General features: G+C 70.1%; 14 protein-coding genes. 3 read left to right on the top strand and 11 right to left on the bottom strand.

Going from position 1 to position 22,203, the window contains the following annotated elements:
* Position 1 precedes the first annotated feature (1 nt).
* The 3 genes from C8P66_RS08565 to C8P66_RS08555 are packed head-to-tail and all read right to left on the bottom strand — an operon-like array spanning position 2 to position 5,912.
* Positions 2–3,133 carry an efflux RND transporter permease subunit gene (locus tag C8P66_RS08565; RefSeq protein ID WP_111397832.1) on the bottom strand — a complete coding sequence of 1,044 codons (3,132 nt, stop codon included), beginning with the start codon at positions 3,131–3,133 and terminating at the stop codon, positions 2–4.
* Positions 3,130–4,461: an efflux RND transporter periplasmic adaptor subunit gene (locus tag C8P66_RS08560; protein WP_111397831.1), complete on the bottom strand. Its 1,332-nt coding sequence runs from the start codon at positions 4,459–4,461 to the stop codon at positions 3,130–3,132. The genes C8P66_RS08565 and C8P66_RS08560 overlap by 4 nt, the downstream gene beginning before the upstream one ends.
* Positions 4,458–5,912 carry an efflux transporter outer membrane subunit gene (locus tag C8P66_RS08555; RefSeq protein ID WP_245903332.1) on the bottom strand — a complete coding sequence of 485 codons (1,455 nt, stop codon included), beginning with the start codon at positions 5,910–5,912 and terminating at the stop codon, positions 4,458–4,460. Before C8P66_RS08555 ends, C8P66_RS08560 begins: the two co-directional genes overlap by 4 nt.
* Before the next feature lie 254 nt (positions 5,913–6,166).
* Here C8P66_RS08555 and C8P66_RS08550 point away from each other — a divergent pair, with 254 nt between their 5' ends.
* Positions 6,167–7,492, top strand: a complete 1,326-nt coding sequence (locus C8P66_RS08550; protein ID WP_158537162.1) for a ferredoxin reductase family protein — start codon at positions 6,167–6,169, stop codon at positions 7,490–7,492.
* A gap of 733 nt (positions 7,493–8,225) precedes the next feature.
* Positions 8,226–10,838 (top strand): carbohydrate-binding domain-containing protein, encoded by a 2,613-nt coding sequence (locus C8P66_RS08545; RefSeq protein WP_158537161.1) that lies wholly within the window; start codon positions 8,226–8,228, stop codon positions 10,836–10,838.
* A 31-nt stretch (positions 10,839–10,869) separates the two neighbouring features.
* Here the strand turns inward: C8P66_RS08545 and C8P66_RS08540 are convergent, their stop codons facing one another.
* From C8P66_RS08540 to C8P66_RS23795, 3 genes are all read right to left on the bottom strand, one after another.
* The gene (locus tag C8P66_RS08540) at positions 10,870–11,259 is read right to left on the bottom strand and encodes a DNA-binding transcriptional response regulator (RefSeq protein ID WP_111397828.1); all 390 of its coding nucleotides are present in this window, start codon (positions 11,257–11,259) and stop codon (positions 10,870–10,872) included.
* 101 nt (positions 11,260–11,360) lie between these two features.
* Positions 11,361–14,387, bottom strand: a complete 3,027-nt coding sequence (locus C8P66_RS08535) for a histidine kinase dimerization/phosphoacceptor domain -containing protein (protein WP_158537160.1) — start codon at positions 14,385–14,387, stop codon at positions 11,361–11,363.
* A gap of 753 nt (positions 14,388–15,140) precedes the next feature.
* The gene (locus C8P66_RS23795) at positions 15,141–15,311 is read right to left on the bottom strand and encodes a hypothetical protein (protein ID WP_158537159.1); all 171 of its coding nucleotides are present in this window, start codon (positions 15,309–15,311) and stop codon (positions 15,141–15,143) included.
* A 145-nt stretch (positions 15,312–15,456) separates the two neighbouring features.
* Between C8P66_RS23795 and C8P66_RS08530 the strand changes: the two genes are divergently transcribed.
* Positions 15,457–15,972, top strand: a complete 516-nt coding sequence (locus tag C8P66_RS08530; protein WP_158537158.1) for a helix-turn-helix domain-containing protein — start codon at positions 15,457–15,459, stop codon at positions 15,970–15,972.
* A 610-nt stretch (positions 15,973–16,582) separates the two neighbouring features.
* Here the strand turns inward: C8P66_RS08530 and xrtA are convergent.
* Genes xrtA through C8P66_RS08505 form a run of 5 tightly spaced genes read right to left on the bottom strand, consistent with a single transcriptional unit; the run spans position 16,583 to position 22,196 of the window.
* On the bottom strand, positions 16,583–18,070 hold the full coding sequence (gene xrtA, locus C8P66_RS08525; RefSeq protein ID WP_111397825.1) for an exosortase A: 1,488 nt from the start codon (positions 18,068–18,070) through the stop codon (positions 16,583–16,585).
* Positions 18,067–19,320, bottom strand: a complete 1,254-nt coding sequence (locus tag C8P66_RS08520) for a TIGR03087 family PEP-CTERM/XrtA system glycosyltransferase (RefSeq protein ID WP_111397824.1) — start codon at positions 19,318–19,320, stop codon at positions 18,067–18,069. The genes xrtA and C8P66_RS08520 overlap by 4 nt, the downstream gene beginning before the upstream one ends.
* A gap of 5 nt (positions 19,321–19,325) precedes the next feature.
* Positions 19,326–20,360 carry a FemAB family XrtA/PEP-CTERM system-associated protein gene (locus C8P66_RS08515; RefSeq protein ID WP_111397823.1) on the bottom strand — a complete coding sequence of 345 codons (1,035 nt, stop codon included), beginning with the start codon at positions 20,358–20,360 and terminating at the stop codon, positions 19,326–19,328.
* A 10-nt stretch (positions 20,361–20,370) separates the two neighbouring features.
* On the bottom strand, positions 20,371–21,240 hold the full coding sequence (locus C8P66_RS08510) for an XrtA system polysaccharide deacetylase (protein ID WP_111397822.1): 870 nt from the start codon (positions 21,238–21,240) through the stop codon (positions 20,371–20,373).
* Complete coding sequence (locus C8P66_RS08505; RefSeq protein ID WP_245903331.1) at positions 21,237–22,196, bottom strand: AAA family ATPase; 960 nt, start codon at positions 22,194–22,196, stop codon at positions 21,237–21,239. The genes C8P66_RS08510 and C8P66_RS08505 overlap by 4 nt, the downstream gene beginning before the upstream one ends.
* Between the last annotated feature and the right edge of the window lie 7 nt (positions 22,197–22,203).

Genomic DNA, 22,203 nt, shown 5'->3' with positions numbered 1-22,203 from the left:
GCTACTCGGCCGGCGCCGGTGGGGGGGCTGCGCGATGGACCAGCCGCTGCGCGCGCTCGCGGATCGCCTCCATGGCCAGATAGACGACGGGGGTGGTGTAGAGCGTGATCACCTGGCTCAGCAGCAGGCCGCCGATCACCGAGACGCCGAGCGGCAGCCGCAGTTCCGAGCCCGCCCCGCTGCCCAGCACCAGCGGCACCGCGCCGAGCAAGGCCGCCATCGTCGTCATCATGATCGGGCGGAAGCGCAACAGGCTGGCCTCGCGGATCGCCTGCCGGGGCGTCATGCCGTGTTCGCGCTGCGCCTCCAGCGCGAAATCAATCATCATGATCGCGTTCTTCTTCACGATGCCCATCAGCAGCACGATGCCGATCAGCCCGACCACCGACAAATCCAGCCCGAACAGCCGCAGCGCCAGCAGCGCCCCGATGCCGGCGGAGGGCAAGGTGGAGAGGATGGTGATCGGGTGGATCACGCTTTCGTAGAGCACGCCAAGCACGATGTAGATCACGATGATCGCCGCCAGGATCAGCCAGCCCTGGCCGGCCAGCGAGCGGTTGAACTCCGCCGCATCGCCGCCGAAGCTGCCGGAGATGGTGTCCGGCATCCCAAGCTCGGCCTCGGTCGCGCGGATCGCGTTGATGGCATCGCCCAGCGACACCCCGGCCGGCAGGTTGAAGCTGAGCGTGACGGCGGGGAACTGGTCCTGCCGGGTGATGGTCAGCGGGCCGGTGCCGCGGGTGATGGCGGCGATCTCGGCAAGCGGGATCTGCGCCGTGCTGGTGACGCCATCTGTCGTCGTGCTCGCCCCCGGCACCCGCAGCATCCCGATCGCCGCCGGATCGCCGACCTGTTTCGGATCGGCCTCCAGCACCACGCGGTACTGGTTGTTCTGGGCGTAGATGGTGGAGATCTGGCGCTGCCCGAGCGCATCGTACAGCGTGTCGTCGATCGCCTGCATCGTCACGCCCAGGCGCGCCGCGCGCTGGCGATCCACCTGGAGCATGACGCGCAGCCCGTCCTCGCGCCGGTCGCTGGCGACGTCGCGCAACTCGGGCAATTCGCGCAGCGCGGCCACCAGCCGGGGCGCCCAGACCGACAGCTCCTCGCTCGAACTGTCCATCAGCGTGTACTGGTACTGGGTGCTGGAGGGCCGGGTGCCGATCTGGATGTCCTGCACCGGCTGGAGATAGGCGACCACGCCAGCGATTTCCGCCAGCCGCGGCGCCAGCCGGTCGATGACGGTGCCGACATCCTCGTCCCGTTCGGCGCGCGGCCGCAGCACGGCGGTCAGCCGCCCGGTGTTCTGCGCGGCATTCACCGTGCCGGCGCCGGCGACGGAGGTGACGGCGATCACCTCCGGGTCCTGCCGCACCGCATCCGCGACCCGGCGCTGCAACTCGGACATGCGGCGGAAGGAGACATCCTGCGGCGCCTCGGTGGTGATGGTGATCAGCCCGGTGTCCTGCGACGGCAGGAAGCCCTTGGGCGCCACGATGTAGAGCCAGACCGTGCCCGCGACGGTCAGGGTCGCGAGCAGCAGCATCAGCGCCTCCCGCGCCAGGGCCCAGTCGAGCGTGCGGGCATAGGCATCGCGCAAGCGATCGAAGCCACGCTCGAAGGCGAGCGAGAGGCGCCCCGGCCTATCCTCCCCGGCGGGGCGCAGCAGCATGCCGCACATCATCGGTGTCAGCGTCAGCGACACCACCATGGAGACCAGCACCGAGATCGTCAGCACCATGGCGAATTCGCGGAACAGCCGCCCGACCACGCCCTCCATGAACAGCAGCGGGATGAAGACCGCGATCAGCGACAGGGTCAGCGAGACGATGGTGAAGCCGATCTGCCGCGCGCCCTCGAAGGCGGCGTCCAGCGGCTTCCGCCCGGCCTCGATCAGCCGGACGATGTTCTCGATCATCACGATGGCATCATCGATCACGAAGCCGGTCGCGATGGTCAGCGCCATCAGCGAGAGGTTGTCCATGGAATAGCCGCAGAGCGACATGATGCCGAAGGTGCCGATGATCGAGAGCGGAAGTGCCACGCCCGGCACGATGGTCGCACGCGCGGTGCGCAGGAACAGGAAGATCACCATCACCACGAGGCCGACGGAGAGCAGCAGGGTCATCTGCACCTCATGCACCGAGGCGCGGATGGTCTCGGTCCGGTCCGCCACCACCGACAGCGTCACCCCGGCCGGCAGCGCCCGTTCCAGGCTGGCGAGCTGGCGCCGCACCAGCTCCACCGTCTGCACGATATTGGCGCCGGGCTGGCGCTGCACATCCAGCAGCACCGCCGGATGCCCGTCGAACCAGGCGGCGGTCAGCGTATTCTCCAGATCCTCGACCGCGACGCCGACATCGCGCAGCCGCACCGGGGCCTCGCCGCGCCAGGCGATCACCAGATCGGCGAAGGCGGCCGGGGTCGAGATCTGGTCGTTGGCCATCACCGTCGAGGCCTGTTGCGGCCCATCCACCGAGCCCTTGGCGCCCGCGACATTGGCGGCCATCACCGCCGTCCGCACCGTCTCCAGCCCGATGCCATAGGCGGCGAGGCGCTGGGGATCGACCTGCAACCGCACCGCCGGGCGCATGTTGCCCTGCACCGACACGCGCCCGACGCCGCCGACCTGCGCGAGGCGCTGCGCCAGCAGCGTATCCACCGTATCGGACAGCCGCGACACCGACAGCGTGTCCGAGGTCAGCGCCAGGGTCAGGATCGGCGGATCGGCCGGGTTCACCTTGGCATAGGTCGGCGGATAGGGCAGCGAACTCGGCAGGGTGCCGCGCGCGGCATTGATCGCCGCCTGCACATCCTGCGCCGCATCGTCGATGTCGCGGTCGAGGTTGAACTGCAAGGTGATGCGGCTGACCGACGGCCCGCTGACCGAGACCATCTCCGCCAGCCCCGCGATCTGCGCGAATTGCCGCTCCAGCGAGGCGGTGACCAGCACCGCGATGGTGTCGGGCGAGGCGCCGGGCAACTGCGTCGTCACCTGGATGGTGGGGAAATCCACCTCCGGCAAGGAGGACACCGGCAGCCGCATGTAGCCGTAGAGCCCGGTGAGCAGCACCGCGACCGCGAGCAGCGCCGTCGCGATCGGCCGCGCGATGAAGGGGGCGGAGATGTTCACGGCCGTGGGCTCGGCGCTCCGGCAGGTGCCCGCCGGCGCTGCGGCCGCGGCGGCGCCGTGACCGGGACCACCGGCTCGGCCACCTCCACCAGGCTGCCCGCCACCAGCCGCAGCGCGCCGGAGGAGACGGCGCGCTCGCCCGGGGCGATGCCGCGCAGCACCACCGCCTGGGTGCCGGCGATGGTGCCGAGGGTCAGCGGCCGCTGCTCCACGGTATTGTCCGGCTTGACGATGAAGGCATAGGCGCCGTCCGGCCCGCGCTGCACGGCGACCAGCGGCAGCACCGTGACCTCGCGCAGCAGGGCCACCTGGATACGGGTGTTCACGAAGGCGCCCGGCCACAGCCGCTCATCGGCATTGGCGAAGGTGGCCTTCAGCTTGATCGTGCCGGTCGCGGGATCGACCTGGTTGTCCACCGTCACCAACTGCCCGATGGGGTTGGCCGGTGCCGCGCTGCCATCCAGCCGCGCGGGGGCGGCTTCGGCCAGCCGCGCCTCCACCTGCACGGGGCCGGCCTGCAACGCCTCCATCACCTGGCCGAGGTTCTGCTGCGGCAGGGTGAAGGTCACGCTGATCGGGCGAAGCTGGGTGACGACGACGATGCCGGTGCTGCTGCTGCTCTGCACCAGATTGCCGATATCGACCTGCCGCAGCCCCACCCGGCCCTCCACCGGCGAGCGGATGGTGGTGTAGTCGAGCTGGGCCTGGGCATTGTCGATCGTCGCCTGATCGTATTGCACCTGGGCCTCGAATTGCGCGACGGTGGCGCGCTGGGTGTCCAGCGTCTGCTGCGAGGCGCCGTTGCTGCGCACAAGCTGGGTGTAGCGCTGCAGATCCAGCCGCGCATTGGCAAGCTGGGCCGCGTGCTGCGCCTTGGTGGCGACGGCCTGATCCAGCGCGGCCTGATAGGTGCGCGGATCGATCCGCACCAGCACCTCGCCGGCCTTCACCTCCTGGCCTTCCTGGAAGGCGATCTCGGTGATCCGGCCGGAGACCTGGGGCACCACGGTGATCGTGTTGAAGGCCTGCACCGTGCCGAGCGCATCCAGCAGGATCGGCAGGTCGGTCACGGCCGCCGCCGCGGTGCTGACTGGGATCGCCACCCGCCCGCGCGGGGTGGCGGCGGTCTGGGTGGTGGCCGGGCGCGCGGGCAGGAAGGGCAGCCAGCCCCGCGTCCAGGCATAATAGCCGCCCGCCGCCGCCAGCAGCACCAGCAGCAGCCAGGGCCAGACCCGCCGGCGGCGCGGCGGCGCGGGCAGCAGCAATGGCGCCGCCGGCGTCGCGGTCCGGGAGGGCAGGGGCTCGGGGGGGCGGGGCAGCTCGTTCATCGCGGGGGGCTCGCTCTGCCGCCGTCGGCGGGGGGGATGGGGCTCGGAGCGCCGGTCCAGCCGCCGCCGAGTGCCGTGAACAACGCCGCCGCCGCCTGCAACCGGGCGGTCTGCGCCTGGGCCAAGGCGGTGCGCGCGGAAAACAGCGTCGTCTGGGTGTTCAGCACCGTCAGCAGATCCACGGTCCCGGCCTGAAGCTGCGCCTCGGCGATGGTATAGGCGCGTTGCGCCGCATCCGCCCGCGCTCGTTGCAGCACCACCAGTTCACTGTTGCGTTGCAGCGCGGAGAGGCTGCTTTCGGTGTCCTGCAAGGCGGAGAGGATCGCCTTCCGGTAATTCGCCAGCAGCGCCGCCTGCCGCGCGGTATAAAGCTCGACCTGCGCCCGCAGCGCGCCGCCGTTGAAGATCGGCGCGGTCAGCCCGGAGGCGAGGCTGTAGAAGGTCGAGCCCGGGCGCAGCAGCGTCTCCAGCGCGACACTTTGCAGCCCCCCGCTCGCGGTCAGCGAGATGGTCGGGAACAGCGCCGCCCGCGCCGCCGCCACATCGGCGTTGCCGGCCTGGAGATTGGCCTCGGCGAGCTGCACATCCGGCCGCCGCGCCAGCACCTCGGCCGGCAGCCCCGGCGCGATCTCCGGCACCAGCAGCCGGTCCAGCCGCACGGCGGCGATGTCGATCTCCTCGGGCGCCACGCCGGTCAGGGTGCCGAGGGCGAAGCCGTTCTGCTCGGCGTTCAGTTGCAGGGGGGGGATGCCGGCGCGCTGCTGCGCCACCACCGTCTCCTGCTGCGCCACATCGAGCCCGGTGGTGGTCCCCACCGCCAGCCGCTGGCGCAAAATGCCGAGGTTGCGGGTCGCGACTTCCAGGTTGCCGCGCTGGATCTCCAGCTGTTCCTGCGCCCCCAGCACCGCGAAGAGGGTGGTGGCGATGGCCGACTGGATGCTGAGCGCGGTGACACCGATGGCATAGCGGGCGGCGGTGGCGCTGGAGCGCGCGGAGTCCAGCGCCGCCCGGTTGCGGCCCCAGAAATCCACCTCATACCCCGCCGAAAGCGAGGCGCCGAAGCTGTTGCCGGCCGTCCCGGCGGTGCCGGCGTTGCGGCTGGTGCCGCGCGAGCGGTCCAGCGACAGGTCGCCGTCCACCGTGGGCAACAGGGCGGCGCCGGAAATCCGCACCTGGGCATCGGCCTGGCGAAGCTGGGCGACGGCCGCCGCGATGTCGAGGTTGTCCGCCATCGCCGCCCGCATCAGCCGGTCGAGCTGCGGGCTGCCGAAGCCCTCCCACCACCGCGGGTCCGGCCAGCGCATCGCGGTCGGCACCGGTTCGGGGCGGCTGCGGAACAGGGCGGGCAGGCGCAGCCCGGACTCCGCCGGATCGATCGGCACCGCGCAGCCGCTCAGCAGCCCGGCCATGGCGAGCAGCAAAGGCCGGCGGGCCGTTGAGGAAACCGACATCCGGTGGCGGCCCTACCGCCGGGTGCGGCAGGTATGCGGCCGGTCCGGGAAGGGCGATAGGCGAGGCTGGCCATGCGGCAAGGGGCGTGCACCGGAAGCTGGGGGGCACCGAAGGGCGCCCTCGGGCCCCTGTGTTACCCGCAACGGCGCCAAGTGCCAGCGCCTTTTGGCAACGAAGGATGTCTGCCGGGTTACCGGACCGCGCCGTTGACTTGGCGCAACGCGCGCGGATGGGGCGGGTGCGAGGCTTCGCCATGCCCGTGCCCCTGCTCCTGGCGCTGCTCGCGCTGCTGATCCTGCTGCCCGCCGCCCTCGGCTGGGCGCTGGTCGGGCCGGCGCGGCCCTGGCCGGATGAGGTGGCGGGCGCGCTGGGGCTGCTGGGCTTCGCGGCGCTGCTGGTGGCCTTCCTGCTCTCCGGGCGGTTCCGCGCCATTTCGGCGCGCGCGGGCATCGACCGGAGCATGCGCTGGCACCAGCTGCTGGCCCGGGTGCTGACGGTCGCGCTGCTGCTGCACCCCTTCTTCTATACCCTCCCCGAAGGCCGGATCTTCCTCTGGCCGAACGACGTCACCCGGGCCGGCGCGCTGCAACTGGATGCCGGGGAGGTCGTGACCGGGATGCTCGCCTGGCTGTTGCTGGCGCTGCTGACCCTCACCGCGATCTTTCGCGACAGCCTGCCCTATCGCTATGAATCCTGGCGCCTGCTGCATGGGGTGGGGGCGCTGCTGGTGGCGGTGCTGGGGCTGCTGCATGCGCTTGGCGCCGGGCGCTATGCGGCGCACCCCGCCGTGGGCGGCGCGCTGCTCGGGCTGGGGGCGCTCGCGGCGCTGACGATGATCTGGGTCTGGCTGGTGCGGCCGCTGGCGCTGGCGCGCCGCCCCTGGCGCGTCGCCTCGGTCACGCAAGCGGCGCGTGCGACCTGGGAGGTGGTGCTGGCGCCGGTCGGCCATGCCGGGCTCGGCTTCCGCGCCGGGCAATTCGCCTGGATCAAGCTGGATCGTGGCCCCTTCTCGCGGCGGGAGCATCCCTTCTCCATCGCCTCCGCCCCTGTCGAGACGGGGCGGCTGCGCTTCCTGGTGAAGGAGGCGGGGGATTTCACCCGTGGCATCGGCGCGCTGCCGCCAGGGGCGCGGGCCTATGTGGACGGGCCGCATGGGCACCTCTGCCTGGACGGGCGGCGCGAGCCGGGGGTTGTCTTCCTCTGCGGCGGCGTCGGCGTCGCGCCGGCGCTCAGCATGATCCGGCAGGCGGTGGCGAGCGGGGCGACACGCCCCATGCTGCTGCTCTACGGCAACCGGGTGGAGGCGCAGATCCTGGCGCGCGCGGAGCTCGCCGCGCTGGCGGCGGCGGGCGGGCTCGAATTGGTGCTGGTGCTGGGCGAGCCACCGCGGGGCTGGACCGGCGCGACCGGGCAGCTCGATGCGGCGCTGATCGGGCGGCGGTGCGGGGCGGCCGCGGCGGCCGGCTGGCTGTTCATGCTCTGCGGCCCGCCGCCGATGTTGAAGGCGGCGCGGATCGCCTTGCGCGGGCTTGGCGTGCCGGATCGCCGCATCCTGGCCGAGCGGTTCTCCTACGACTGAGACAGCCTCTGTGCTGGTTCTCCTGCCTTTCTTGCCTCGCGCTTCATGGAGCCTTCGATCCTGACGCCTTCGCGTGGAAGGACGCCAGTCATCGGCCTGCCGGAAAAATTCTCATGGGATGCATCGGCTCTGACGCCATGGGACGCCGTTCGAATCGATCCGATGTGGGATTATTTTTGACCCGGCCCGGTGAAGCGCCATTAGGACCTTCAAAACACGGGTGCGTGAGGCTGAGACCTGACAATGACGTGTCTCGCAATACAATCACCGCACTGTCCAGCCCGGCATATTTTTTGGGACTGGCAATCATGGTGTAGATAATCAACGATAACGAAAATGAGAGGTCCGCTATACCGAAATTCCTTCTTTTAAGTACAGCATTTGCATGTAATACGCTTTCCCAACGTCGTCCAGACTGGGATACATGATCCGATAAAATTCACATTGAAGCGAAATTCGTATCATAATCAGGGAAATCATCTGCATGCCGTTGGCCGAAACCACCTCTGTTCTTATTGGAAAATCGCAACAAGAATCAATGACAGGAGAAATTGTCAGGATTTCTTACAGCAATGCTGGCCTGTCGGAGCTGAAGGCGGGGATCGTGACCCTCGGGCAGGTGTTCGTCCAAGGGGAGCTGCCCAGCGGGGTCGGGTTGATGGCCTCGATCGCGGGCGGATCATTGCCTGTTCAGATCGATGTGAAGACAAGATACGACGACGGCTCCGTTAAGATGGCTGTCCTATCCATGGAACGCCCCGCCCTCGCCGCTGGCGCGCAGGTCGAGGCCGTGCTGGTCACGGCGCCGGCCGCCGGCACTGCGCCCGCGCTCGACCTGGCGGCCACCCTCGGGGGCCATTCCTTCGCCGTGGCGTTGACCGGCGCCGATGGCGTCACCCACAGCATCGATGTGCTGGAGGCGCTGCGCGACGCGCTGGCCGATGGCACCGCCTCCTTCTGGCAGCAGGGCCCGCTTGCCACCCAGGCGCGGGTCGAGATCCCGCTCGCCGGCTCGCAGCGGCTGGTCTTCGACGTCACGGGGTTCGCCAACGGCGGCATGTCGGTCGAGGCGCAGTTCAACAACGACCGCGCCATGGAAGCGGCCGGGGGCCGCGCGGCCTACGACGTCACCGTCACCATGGACGGGCAGACCGTGGCGCAGCACGCCATCGACCAGGGCCAGTACCAGAACTGGCACCAGAGCTTCGCCAACGGCAAGGATGGCGGCCAGGGCCTGGGCGATGCCACCGATGGCTGGCTGAACATCCGCCAGGACATCGCGCATCTGCAGCAGACCGGCGCCATCGCCGAATACGACCTCACGACCGGCGTCGCCGAGAGCCTGTTGAGCGCCTTCGGCGATGCGACCGCCGCACCGGGCTGGGGCGATCCGCTCGCGACCAATGGCGTGACCCAGTACATGCCGGCGACGGGTGCCCGCGGCGACATCGGCTTCACCACCTCGGCCAATACCGCCTGGCTCATGACCCAGGATATCCGCGTCGCGAGCTACGCCATGGATCAGGCCGAAGCGGCCGGCGGCGTGCCCTGGAACATGTGGGATGCCCAGAACGGCAGCTGGCTCGGCGCCGATGACTATCCGCAGCTATGGACGGATTATCGCGGCGGCACCGGCACCCCGGGCGATGGGGCCTCGACCGGCCTCACGCAGCAGCCGGACGCCCTCAGCGGCTGGAGCCTGGATTCGGCGCATCAGCCGGATCTGTCCTTCGTGCCCTATCTGCTGACCGGCGAGCGCTGGATGCTCGACACTCTGAACGCCCAGGCCTCGTGGAACGTGGTCGCCCAATGGCCGGCGGTCCGGGGCGATGCCGGCGAGCTGGTGGTCAAGGACAATCAGGTCCGCGGCGCCGCCTGGAGCCTGCGCCAGATCGACGAGGCCGCCTGGGCCAGCCCCGACGGCAGCGCCGAGAAGGCCTATTTCACCAGCGTGTCGGAGGCCAACTGGTCCTGGCTGGTGGCGCAGATCCCGGCCTGGACGGCCGCGCAGGGCGAGGCCCATGGCTGGCTGCCCGGCGTCTATGGCGCGGCCGGGGCGATGCCGGCGTGGCAGCAGGACTACTTCGCCTCCACCGCCATCGCCGCGGCCAGCCACGGCAATGCCGATGCGGTGACCTTCCTCGAATGGCAGTCCAACTTCCTGATCGGCCGCTTCACCCATGCCGCCGACGGCTTCGCCTCGCATGATGGCGCCGCCTATCTGATCGCCATCAGCGACCCCGTGACCGGCACGCCCTACCAGACATGGGCCGAGATCGGCGCCGAGATGACGGCCCGCCAATGGACCAATGGCACGGGCTGGAGCCAGAGCCAGGGCGATTACGCCCAGCTTGCGCTGGCGACGCTGGCCGGGCTGGCCGAGGTGCTAGGCTCGACCGCGGCGGCCGATGCCTATTACGCGCTGCTGGCCGACCAGCCGCCCTTCACCACCGCCGCCGATTTCAACCGCGATCCGACCTTCTCGATCGAGGCGCCGGCCTTGGGCGGCGGGACACCCCCGATCCCGGCGACGCCCGTCGCGGTCGATCCGACGCCAGTGCCCGCGGAACCAGTGCCTGCCGAACCGGCACCCGCACAGCCGGCACCCGCCGTCCCGGAGCCCTCCGCCGTGCCGAGCTTCGGCATCGGCGCCAATCTCGTGCGGATCGGCCTGTCGGAAGATGCCTGGCAGGGCGATGCACGGTACAGCATCCTCCTCGATGGCAAGGTCGTCGTCGCGGATCGATACGCCACCGCCCCGCATGCCGCGGGCGAGACCGGCTACCTCGATATCCACGCCAACCTGGCCGCCGGCCCGCATGCGCTGACCGTGCAGTTCGTCAACGATCTGTGGGGCGGCACCGCGGCGACCGACCGCAACCTGTATGTGAATTCGGTATCGGTCGATGGCACGGATCAGGCCTGGTCGGCGTCGCTGCTGTCGAATGGCGGTGCGACGCTGAACATCTCCGCCACGGCGGCGCCGGCACCGCAGGCCCCCGTCGCCGTCCCGGTCGCCACGGCGCCGGATGTGCTGCGCATCGGCGTTTCGGCGGATGCCTGGCAGGGCAACCCGCGCTTCCTGCTCTTCATCGATGGCGCGCAGACGGGCGGGGAGCATGTCAGCTCGGTCTCCCATGCCGCCCATAAGGTCGAGTATGTCGAGGTCGTCGGGGCCTTTGGCCAGGGGCCGCATGAGCTGACCGTGCGCTTCCTCAACGACGGCTGGGGCGGTGCGGCCGATCTGGACCGGAACCTCTATGTCGACTCCGTGACGTTCAACGGCACCGATACCGGCCAGGCCGCGCCGCTGTATACCACGGGAGACGCCGTCTTCGCCTTCTGAGCCGGAACGGGGCGGCGCGTCGTCGCCCCGGTCATGCGCGCCGCGCAAGTCCAGGGGCCATCAATTGCCGGATGGAGTCCTCCACGCGGGTCATGGGGCAGGGCTTCACCAGATGGATCTCACGCCCGCGGGCGGTGCGGCTGAGCAGCAGGTCGTCGCGGCCGGTCAGGAAGACGAAGCCCAGCTCCGCCCGCAAGGCGGTGGCCATCGCGGCGAAGGTGAAGCCGTCCAGCGCGCTCACGCCGAGTTCGACCTCGGACAGCACCACGTTGATGGCCGGCTGGTCCACGAGCAGGGCCAGGGCCTCCGAGATGTTTCCGGCCGGGTAGACGGTAAAGCCGCCGTGCCGCAAGGCCATCACCAGGGTGGCCCGCAGCAACGCATGGTCCTCAAGCAGCAGCACGGCGTGCGGATCGGCCATGGGTCAGCGAACCCGGGCAGCGCGGGCGTCTGGGTACCGGCTTTGGCCTGGGCGGGATCGGGTGGGACCCTCGCCGGCGGATGCGGGCTGTGCGAGGCCCGTCAGGACGGTGGTGCCCCCAAGGGGAAGGCAGCGATGAAACGCGTGCGGGGACCGTCACGGGTCAGGGTGAACACGCCGCCCTGTTCCTGCAGCAGAGTCGCGATGAGGTGCATGCCGACATCGGCGCTCGGCTCCGGGTCGGGGAGGGGCTCAAGGCCCGTCTCCTCATTCTCCACCTCCAGCCGCGCCCCGGTGGGCGTGCGGGCGAAGCGGACCCGGATGTCGCCCCCGCCACGCCCCAGGGCGGTGCTGAGCAATTCGGCGAGCAGCAGCCCCAGCACCTGCAGGCGGTTCGGCGGGACCGTCACCCCCGGCTCCACGTCGAGGCCGATCCGGCGCCGCGGCAGCCGGCCATCGAGGCCCGCCCGCAGGGCCTCCACCACCCCCGCGAGATAGGCGCCGATATCCACCGGGGTGTCGGTGTGGTCGAGGCGCTCATAGACCGCGGCGACGCCCATGATACGGCGGGCGGTGGTATCCAGCACGCGCCGGGCGGCCAGGCTCTCCACGCCATGGGCCTCCAGCGTCAGGATGGTGTGGACAAGCTGGAGCCCGTCGCGGACGCGATGGCGGCCTTCGGCCAGCAGCAGCGGGCGCTCGGCCATCAGGCGGTCCCGCTGGGCGGCCTCCCGCCCGCGTTCGATGCCCAGGGCCAGGATATTGGCCAGGGCCGCGAGGAAGCTGATATCGCCGCTGCTGAAGGCGCCGTCGGCGGCGTGGTCCACCTCCAGCACCCCGAAGGGGGCGCCGGCGCCCTCGATGAGCACATTCGCCTGGCGCCGCACGCCATGCTCGGCGAGCAGCGTCGACAGGCCGAAGCGACGTTCGGCGGCGAGGTCGTTGCAGACGATCGAGGTGCGGGTGGCGAAGGCAAAGCCGGCGGGGGAGGAGGGGCCCACCGGCAGCCGCGTGTGCCCGACCACCCCCGCGCGCCAGCCGATACCGGCGCGCAGCACCAAGGTGTCCGTCGCGGGATCATGCTGCAGGACCATGGCAAGGGCGGTGCGGACGCCCTCCGCCGCCAGCCGCGCGGCCTCCTGCATCAAGGCCCCCTGGTCGCCACCGCGCAGGGCGATGCGGCCGAAGCCGGCCACCATCGACTGCTGCCGCGTGCGGCGCAGCAATTCCGCCGTGGCATCGGCCGCGGTGCCGTAAGGGGCGGCGGCTGATGCCTGGGCCAGATAGGGGGCCAGGATCGGGGAGGGCGGCTGGTCCGGCGGCGCGTCCACCGCCGGCCGGGGGGCGACGACGGCACGGTCGAGGACGGGCAGGGCAACCGCGCGGACGCGGGCCCTGTCGCCCGCCTCGATCCGCGCGGTCACGGCGGGGTGGGGGCCGTCACAGGCCGCGGCATGCGCCTTGTAGCGCTGCCAGCCGTTGAGCAGCGCGGCCAATTGCTCCTCCTGCGAGGCGCGTTCCCGGCGCAGCCGCTGCATCTGGGTGCGCAGGGTCAGGATCGGATGGCCGCCGGGCAGGTCGGCGCCGGTATCCAGCGCCCTGAGGAAGATGCCCGCCTGCGCCGGATCCTCCCGCTCGATCACGAAGGCGCCATACCCCATCACGGAGGCGCGGCCATAGGCGACCATGCGCCGACCGAAGCCCCGCAGCTCAAGGAGCCGGGGAAACTCCAAGAGAATCTGCCGGATTTCGGCCGTGGTCGCCTTTTTGCTGCGTGTCGCCGGACTCCGCCGCTCCTGGCGCCACAGCAGGTTGGCCATCGCCGCGGCCAGGGCCTGGTCGCCAAAGGAGCCTTGGGGATCCTCCACCGGCGGTGGGCGCTTGGCCTGGATGTCGTAGGTGGCATAGGCCTCCTCGGGGAGGCCGCGGATCACGGGCACCTCGATGCTGCCCCGGGCGGCGACCACGGCCATCAGGCGGTGCTGGCCATTGATCAGCCGCCCGCTGCGCGAGAAGCAGATGGGCTGCGCGTTGAGCATCCAGCGCCCGGCGGCCATGTCTCGCGCGAGGCCGTCCATATGGGTCTTGATGAGCCCCCGCTCGGTGACGTTCATGGCGAGGTATTCCCCCGCCTGCTGCTGGTCGATGCGTTCGAGGCTGACCTGGCACTGGCCGGGCAGGACGGCGCCATGGCCACTGGTCGCGGGCGAGCCCTCGGCGGCGGCGAGGCTCGCCTCCGGGCCGGGATCGATGAGGCCGGGATAGCTGTCCAGTTGCGGAAAATCCTCGGCGGGGCGGCCGGTGCCGGGGCTTTCGACCCAGGCGATGCGGCGCAGCTTCTCGTCGCGCAGCAGCGCGTTCAGGGCCTTGATCGCCAGCGCGAACAGCTTGGTCTGGCTCGGCATCGTCGTCGGGTCTTCCCGCAGACGGTCGATCTCCAGCCGCAGCAGCGCGCCCGGATCGTCGAGAGGGAAAGCCTCCGGATAGCGAACGGCTTGCAGCAGCCGCTCGGTTTTCGCCTGATCGACCCGGTAGCCCATGTGAACGATCGCGGTTCGCACCGGCTCGGGCAGCGGCGAGCCGGCCATCTGCAGGCTGGTGGCGACATCCTGCTCGAGGCTGGGATTGGCGCCCAGGATGCGCTGCGTCCGGGCCCAGGAGGGCGACGGCCCGAGGCCATGGACGAGCGAGCCATCCTCGTAGCGCATCAGCCGGATCATCAGCGCCATCAGCGCATGGGCATTGGGCACGCCGCGGGCGCCGAGGATATCAGCCAGGGAACGCCGGCGATGCTGGTCGATCGTGTGCAGCACGTCATCGTCCACATCCCTGGCCACGAAGGTCGGAAAGGCAACGCCTGCATCGCAGCAGGCCAGCAGGCGTTGCACGCCATCCAGCAGGACGCCGCTGCGAGAAATGATGAGGGGCATACCGTTAAGGATCCACTGCCGCTCGATCATCGCCTGGCGATAGGCGGCCACCGTCGCGTCCTGGCGATGGGCACCATGGCGCCGTGACGCCAGCAACGCATCGGCTTCCTGCGGTGTCATGCTGCAGGCCTCGAAGCTGATCCGCTGGGGCACCCGGCCGGCGGTCTGGCCAAGGGCCGAAGGGGTGGCTGCGAGCATGCGGGCGGGAATGGTCATGAATCGGTAACGCGACAGCCGGGCCCAGGTTCGGGTGGACCATGCCAGATCGTCCCGGGAAGCCGTCGCTTGGCTGTCACCAATCTGGTGATGGGGATGAGGATGAGAGTCACTGCTGCTTTCTCTGCTCGAACCGCATCAGGACGACAGTTTAAGAACATTGCGCATATGCGACAAATGGAGCGATTCAGTCTGACAATAGGCAAGGAAATTTTGTCGTGTGCTACCGTAAGTCCTGCTGTGGATTCTCCCGTTTTGCGGCGTTGCGATACCGGCCTTCGAATTACAATGCTGCCAAGATTGCTGACACCGCAGACAAGAGATTCAGCCACAAGAGGCTAGGCCCGTGCAAGAGGAGGAAGCCAGGGCGGCGCGGGCGCGGGAGAGGCGCCAGAGTCCACGAAGGGGTTGGAGGCGCTGCACTGCACGCGGCGCGGCCCGCGCATGGGGCGGCGCCATCAGCGGCCGCCGCCCGTTACACCAGGAGTGAGCTGGCTGAAAACTGTCGGCCGACATGCGGGACGGCACGATAAAGGCTCACCGTTTTTCGCAACGACTCGATCAACTTACCGTGATCCGGAATTGTCCTCTAATCAAGCGATTCCCTGCAACCTCGAAGACGGTGCAATTCCGGAATGAGCGATTCTGTTGTTCTGCCTTACAACGATGCATTGCAAAAAATGATACATATCGTTTATTATGATGTTCAGTTTCTCGGCGTGACGATAAAACGATTCATATTTCGGAAAACATCTCGAAAATAGCGCGGCACCCGCTCAACGGCGAGGCGAGGATTCTCGCTCCCTGAATCATTTGCTGGTCATCCTTCGCAAGCAGCGCCTCGGAGGAGGCTTTCCAGCCCGCCTGACCAACTGATCTTCTCTGCCTGGGCGTCATGAACGCCATGACGGCTGCTCCGGAAATCGCCGGGCGGCCAGTGGGAGATTAACTCATGTCACCAGACTCGAATGGTTCCAATGGGCAGGTTCGCTTTGTGCGTCACCTTCCGGGATTGCTGAAGGCGTCAAGCACCTTGTCGCCTCCGGTTGTCATGCCGCGCGCCGTGCCGGCCGCCGCGATCCAGGGCGACGGTGCCGAACGCGGCGCTGCCACCTCGATAGGAGTAGTTGCGATGCAGCATGCTGCGCCAGTGACGATGAACAAGCGCGCGCCCACGGTGTCCGACTTCGCCCTCGGCAGGGAAATTCGTGAGCTGCGCCGATCCCAGGGCAAGACGCAGAAGGATCTGGCCCGGCTGGTGGGCGTGACGGGCGCGCAGCTGCATCGCTACGAGACCGGCGCGACGCGCATTGCGGCCAGCCGCCTGATCGCCATCGCCGACGCGCTCGGAACCAGCGCGGACACGCTGATCTCCGCTGGCTCGGACGGCGATCGCGGCGGCACCAAGCATGTCGCCTCCCGGCGCTCGGCCGATGACATCGTGGAACTCATCCAGGTCTTCGGCAGCATCAGCGATCCCAAGCATCGCAGCGCTCTGGTCGCCGTGGCCCGCATGATGGCCACCCATTATCAGCGCAGCGACACCCCCTCCGACGAGACCGAGTAGCACGCGCCCATTTCGGCCTTGGCGGGCCGAAAGCACCATACGGCCATAGGTTGGCACGCCCTGGGTGAGGGGGACGCACGTCATCGAGAGGCGCGGCGTCCCCATCCTCCCTCTGGCTTTGGTCGGATTGGTCCGGGGGCTCCCTTTGCGCAGCCCCCCCGGGGCCTCGCCCCGGCCCCCGCGCGTCCATCCCCCCGACCTGCTTCCCCCGACCTGCTTTCAGCGGAACCAGCCGCCGCCGCCTGCATGAGCCAGAGCGGGCGACGGTGAATGTTCCTGTCCGCTTGCGCCATCGATGTCCGACGGGCGGCGGATCGACGCGGAACGGTCTCGCCGCACCGATCTTTTCTAAGACAATGTTGTAAATTGGTGACGTGCCCAACGATAGCGCGATCACGCTTTCGTCGCCTGGTGACTGATCCTGCGCTGCCTCCGACGACCTCATGCGCGTCGCGGCGGTTTACGCGCCGGGAGCGTCCCTGGATCACAAACGCGTTTTCGCGCCGGAGCGGGCCGGCCCTGGCGTGAAAGAGGGCATGGTCACCGCACCTCTGCGGCGGGGTCCGCCCCAAGGCGCCCGGCCGCGCGCCAGCCCCGCGATCGGCAGGCCCTATTGGTGCTGCGAAAGCTGTGCGGCGCGTTGCGCGAGGCCGTGCTGCTGCGCCTCCAGCACCAGCCGCAGGAGCGCCCGGTCCCGCAATTGGCCGGCGGCGCCCGCCGCCCCGGCCTCGGTCCGCAGCGTGACCAGGGCGACCACCGGCCGGCCGCCCCCGCCGCTCAGGCTGTTCCAGGCTTGCTCCGCCCGGCTCCGCAGCCCGTCCCCGGCGATGTGCCCCCCGAGCCAGGAGGCGACGGCAACCGTCTCGGGGCGGCGGGAGGACTGCCTTGCGCGCCAGCTGCCCGCGCTATCCGCGACGCCGAAGGTGACGTCCTCGTCGTCCTCACCGGCCAGCCGCCGCCGTTCCGCGGCCACCGCCGACCAGTTGGCGCGGGGGGAGAACAGCACCAGGCGGGCGGTGACCGACGTCTCCGCGCAGCGCAGCCCGCCGCCGGCCGCCGTGGCGCAGCCCTCCGGCGCGATCAGCGGTGCCGGCAGCGCCGTGGCCTGCGCCACCCCATTGCCCCCCATCGCCGCCATCAGCCCCGGCGCCAGCAGCCCGAGGGCCGCGGCCAGCCCCGCGGCGGCGGCCAGCGCCGTGGCGCCGCGGGGGGCGGCCGGGGGGAGCGGCGGCGGCGGATGCGCGACCTCGCCATCCTGGCGGAACGGCAGCCCCGCCAGCACCAGCAGCAGGATGACCACGGAGAAGAACGCCCAGCCATAGATCAGATGATCGGCCGCGGCGGCCTCGGCGCTGCCCAGATGATGCCCGAGCAGCACGATCCCGAGCGCGCGCGCCCCATTGGCCAGCACCGGCACCACGAGCGCGAGGCCGAGCACCGCCAGGCGCCGCCAGGGGCTGCGAAACATCACCAGCGCGTAGAGCGTCCCGAAGGCGAGGGCGGCGATGAAGAAGCGCAGCCCGGCGCAGGCCTCCGCCACCAGGAAGACGCCGGCGGGGATTTCGATGACGAGGTCATCGACGTAATGCGGGATGCCGAAGATCTGCAGCCCGACCGTGATCATCCGCGCGGTCACATGCTGCAGCGCCGGCACCAGGAAGGCGCCGAAGGGCACCAGGAACACCAGATAGACCAGCGGCGCCGCCAGGACGCGGCAGATGCGCCAGCCGAGCACGGCCAACACCAGCACCTCCGCCAGCGCCAGCGCCGCGAGCTGCCGCCCCTCCATGATCCCGAGCCGCTCCGCCGCCAGCCAGGCGCAGGCGGGGCCGATCGCCAGCAGCGCGAGCAGCGCCGAGGGCGCGGGCCGCAGCCCCGCCAGCCGGCCCAGGCGGGTCCAGCCCAGCCAGATCGCGACCGGCAGCACCAGCCAGCAATGATTGTAGGCGGTGGAGCGTTCCCAGGTGTCGATCGCCGCGCCGACCTCCTCCGCGAAAGCCGCGCCGAACAGCCCGAGCCCCGCGCCCAGCAGCAGCAGCGCCGGCGTCCAGGCCCGGCGCTGCGCCGTGGGCATGGACAAAGTCGCGGCGATGGTCACGCCGTGGCCTCCGCCAGCCCCGCATCCATTCGGGCGGCCGTGCCCGGGCCCAGCAGCGGGTCCAGGCGGCGCAGGGTCACCGCCCAGTCATGGCCGCGCGCGACGGCGGCGCGGCCCGCGGCGCCCAGGCCGGGATGCGCGCCGCCGACCACCGCCATCACCGCGTGGACGGTCTCGGCGACACCTTCCGCGACCAGCAGGTCGCGGCCGGGCAGGGCGCGCACCCCCTCGAAGGCCTCGGGCGAGGCGATGACCGGCACGCCGAGCGCCATGGCCTCCAGCACCTTGTTCTGGATGCCGCGGGCGATGCGCAGCGGCGCCACCGCGGCGGTCGCATGGGCGATATAGGGCCGCGTGTCCGCGACCGATCCGCTGACATAGACCCCCGGCAACCGCGCCAGCGCACGCACCGCCTCGGTCGGGTTGGCGCCCACGATGTGAAAGACCGGCGCGACCCGTTGGGTCTGCAAGGCCGGCATCACCTCGCGCGCGAACCACGACACCGCCTCGATGTTCGGGCGGTAGTCCATGGTGCCGGTGAAGACCAGCGCGGGCGGGCCGCCGGCATAGGGGTTGGGATGGCGCCGCGTGGCATCGAAGCGCGCCAGATCGACGCCATTGTCCACCCAGTCGAGGCGGGGTGCGGCTTCCGGCGCCAGCTCGACGAAGCGCTGCCGCTCCTGCCGCGAGACCAGGATGGAGCGGTCGAAGGCCGCGACGGCGCGGCGTTCGAAGGCGAGCAGCGTGCGCGCCTCGCGCGCCCAGACCTGCCGCATCGGGCCCCGCGCACCGGCGGCATAGGCGAGCCATTTTTCCGAATCCACATCGACCAGATCCAGCACGCGGCGCGGCGGGGCCCCGGGCGTCCGCGCGCCCATCACATAAGGCGCCATCGCCGAGGAATAGGCGAAGACCGCATCGTAGCGCCCGGCGGCAAGGCCGCGCGCGACCCAGTCCCGCAGCCGTGGCGCGTGGAACCAGCCGAGGGTCAGCGGCAGCCCCGGCCGAGCGCGGAGCAGCGCCCGCCCCGCCGCCTGGGCGCGGTTGCCGGTGGTGTGGGCCTCGACCGCGGCACAGGTGGCGCGCAGCGTCGCGGCATGGTCGAGATCGGCGGGATCATCGACAAGGCAGCCGAGCTCGACCTCCCAGCTCTTGGCGAGATGCTCCAGCATGTGCCAGGCGCGGATCTTGTCGCCCTTGTCAGGCGGGAAGGGGATCCGGTGGCAGAGGAAGAGCAGGCGGCGGCCCATCGCGCTCAACCCAGCCCACGCACGATCGGCGGTCCGAGCAGCTTGGCGAGCGGCAGCGGCAAGCGGCGCCAGGCGGCGATCATCAGCCGGTATTTCGGATTGGTCGGATTGTGTTCCGGCAGCCGCGCGCCCTTGGCGAGCTGGTAGCAGTAGTGCAGCGGCTGCGGCACAAAACCCCAGTTCCGCTTGAAGTCGAAGGCGCCGGTGCCCGACTTGCTGCGGCCGAAATCGAACATCCGCGCGCCGCGTTCGCTGCCGGCGCGGCGCATGACCTCCCAGTACATGAAGTCGTTGCCGGCCACCGCCCGCGCCTCGCGTGTGCCGCCGCCGTAATAGGGCAGCACCTCATCGCGGAAATGGAAGTTCAGGACGGCCGCGACCGGGCGATCCTCGTGCAGCACCGTGACCACGTCATGCGCGCCGGGGAAGGCCTCGCCGAGCAGGCGGAAATAGCGGCGGGAGAAGACGGGGGTGCCAAGGTTCCTGACGCTCTCGGCATAGATGCGATGCAGCCGGTCAGTATCGCCGTCGCTGACGGAGGTGAGGCCGTTCTGGATGCCCTTGCGCACCATCGCCCGCTGTTTGCGCGGGATCGCCTTCATGTCGGTCTCCCCATCGCCGGTGATGGGCTTGCGGAAGGTGTTGTAGAGGGCGGGCCGCTCCGGCCAGCCAGGATCGGCCGCATGCAGGCGGCGGAACTCCAGGCTCGGCGCACCGATGCGATGCATCAGCCGGCGCGCATGCGCCTCCAGCGCCTCGGCTGCTTCCGGCGTGACGGCGACGGGGCCGCCATAGACGCAGAAGGGGGTGGAGATCAGCATGTCGCCGAACAGCCGGGTGCGCATGCGCGCCAGCGGCAGCACGCCGACGATGGCGCCATCCTGTTCGGCGAAGGCGTAATGCGTGGCGTGGCCGAAGGCTTCCTCGATCACCCGGCGCCAGGGGGCGAGGTGGAAGAAGGTGGCCTCCGGCGTTGCCTGCACAAAGGCATCCCAGGCCTTGCCGGCGGACGGCTCCCATTCGCGGATGCGCACGGCCATCTGGCTTCTCCTAGGCCGCGCGTGCGGCGAGGGACGGCGGCGTGCCGATTGCCGCCGCATGAACGTCGTCGAGCCGGCCCCAGGAAAAATCGCGCAGCAGCCGATCGACCCGCGGCGCCATGCTGGCGAGGCCGGTGTAATGGCGGAACCGCGACAGCCGCGGCGCGGCATGCATGCGCGGCTGCCCGGGGTCCACTTCCCAGGGGTGGAAATAGAAGATGCCGGGATGCGGCTCGGTGGCATTCACCCGCCGCAGCGCGGTGCGGAACAGCGCATAGGGCAGCAGCCGGAACCAGCCGCCGCCGGCGCAGGGCAGGTTGCGGCCGAAACTGCGCAGCGTCGTCATCGGCAATTCCACCACCCCGTCGGGCCAGGGGCGGTGCGGACCACGCGGCGCATCGGGCGAGCCGTAAAGGTCGTGCCGGATCGGAAAGACCGAGGAGCTGTAACGATACCCTTCCTCGGCAAGCACGCGATGCGCCCAGGGCGTGATGCCCGGCCCGATGGAAAAGGTGGGGGCGCGGTAGCCGAGGATCTCGCGGCCGCCGGTATCCTCCAGCACCCGCTTCGCGCGGCGGATATCGGCGCGGAAGGCATCGCTGCCGATGACATCCACGCGCTCATGCCCATAGCCGTGGCTGGCAAGTTCGTGCCCGCCGGCGAGGATACGCCGGATGAGGGAGGGGTGACGCTCCGCCACCCAGCCAAGCGTGAAGAAGGTCGCGCGCACGCCGGCGCCCGCGAACAGGTCCAGCACATGGTCGGTATTGGCGACGACGCGCGGGGCAAGCCGGTCCCAGTCGGCGCGGTCGATGACGCCGGCGAAGGCCTGCACCTGGAACCAGTCCTCGACATCCACGCTCATCGCATTGCGGATCATCGCCGCGCCCCCGCGCTATCGGCGAAGAGCGCGGACATGCGGCTGAACACGCGTTCACGCCGTGCGGCCAGCCGCTCCAGCGCATCGATGCGATGTTCGAGGCTGTCGATGAGATCGGGATCGACCGCGGGCGCATCGCGCGTCGTGGCGAACGCCGGGCCGCCAAGATCCTCCTCAAGCTCCTGCGCCGTCGCCTCCACCATCGGCCCGGTGAGGCAGTCGGATTGCTCCAGCGCGCCACCGAGCAACACCCGCGAACAGAGGCGGTTGATGCGGCGGGGAATGCCGTCGCTGTAGCGATGCACCAGGTCGAGGGCCGCCTCCTCCCAGGAGGGCCAGCCATTCCAGCCGACCGCGCGCAGCCGGTGCTCGACATAGGCATGGGTGTCCTCGCGCGACAGCCCGCCGAGGTGGTAGCAGGCGATCACGCGCTGGCGGAGCTGATCCAGATCGGGGCTGGCGAGTGTGCGCCGCAACTGCGGTTGGCCGAGCAGAATGGTCTGCAACGGCGGTTGCCCGGCTTCGGTGACATTGGACAGCATCCGCAATTCCTCGAGCGCCGCGAGGGGCAGGCCCTGCGCCTCGTCCACGATCAGCAGATACCGCCGGTTGCCTGCCCGCAGTGCCGCGGTGACGCCGCGCAGCACGGCGGATTTGCTGCCCTCGGAGGGCGCGCCAAAGGCATCGGCGATCATCCGCAGCACATCGTCGCCCGAAACCTGCGTCGTGGTGATCCGCGCGATGGCGAAGCCGTCCGGATCGAGTTCGTTGCAGATGCGCTCGACAAGCGTCGTCTTTCCGGCCCCGACCTCGCCGGTCACCACGACGAAGCCCTCGCGCTGCGCGAGGCCATAGATGAGATGCGCATAGGCCCGGCTGTGGACCGCGCTTGCGAAGAACAGGCGCGCATCCGGCGTCATCAGGAACGGATGCTCGCGGAAACCGTAGTAATCCATTTGCATG

Origin of the sequence: Humitalea rosea, from assembly GCF_003253705.1 — a bacterium.
Classification (GTDB): domain Bacteria; phylum Pseudomonadota; class Alphaproteobacteria; order Acetobacterales; family Acetobacteraceae; genus Humitalea; species Humitalea rosea.
Note: the sequence above shows the minus strand (reverse complement) of the source record. Positions and strands in the feature narration are given on the sequence as shown.

Excerpts from the sequence above, each read along its gene's own strand:
- C8P66_RS08515 (WP_111397823.1), bottom strand. The coding sequence starts at position 20,360 with ATGGCCGTGCGCATCCGCGAATGGGAGCCGTCCGCCGGCAAGGCCTGG.
- C8P66_RS08545 (WP_158537161.1), top strand. The coding sequence starts at position 8,226 with ATGGCTGTCCTATCCATGGAACGCCCCGCCCTCGCCGCTGGCGCGCAG.
- C8P66_RS08510 (WP_111397822.1), bottom strand. The coding sequence starts at position 21,240 with ATGATCCGCAATGCGATGAGCGTGGATGTCGAGGACTGGTTCCAGGTG.
- C8P66_RS08505 (WP_245903331.1), bottom strand. The coding sequence starts at position 22,196 with ATGGATTACTACGGTTTCCGCGAGCATCCGTTCCTGATGACGCCGGAT.
- C8P66_RS08530 (WP_158537158.1), top strand. The coding sequence starts at position 15,457 with ATGCCGCGCGCCGTGCCGGCCGCCGCGATCCAGGGCGACGGTGCCGAA.
- C8P66_RS08550 (WP_158537162.1), top strand. The coding sequence starts at position 6,167 with ATGCCCGTGCCCCTGCTCCTGGCGCTGCTCGCGCTGCTGATCCTGCTG.
- C8P66_RS08560 (WP_111397831.1), bottom strand. The coding sequence starts at position 4,461 with ATGAACGAGCTGCCCCGCCCCCCCGAGCCCCTGCCCTCCCGGACCGCG.
- C8P66_RS08555 (WP_245903332.1), bottom strand. The coding sequence starts at position 5,912 with ATGTCGGTTTCCTCAACGGCCCGCCGGCCTTTGCTGCTCGCCATGGCC.
- C8P66_RS23795 (WP_158537159.1), bottom strand. The coding sequence starts at position 15,311 with ATGGCGTTCATGACGCCCAGGCAGAGAAGATCAGTTGGTCAGGCGGGC.
- C8P66_RS08535 (WP_158537160.1), bottom strand. The coding sequence starts at position 14,387 with ATGCTCGCAGCCACCCCTTCGGCCCTTGGCCAGACCGCCGGCCGGGTG.
- C8P66_RS08520 (WP_111397824.1), bottom strand. The coding sequence starts at position 19,320 with ATGGGCCGCCGCCTGCTCTTCCTCTGCCACCGGATCCCCTTCCCGCCT.
- C8P66_RS08540 (WP_111397828.1), bottom strand. The coding sequence starts at position 11,259 with ATGGCCGATCCGCACGCCGTGCTGCTGCTTGAGGACCATGCGTTGCTG.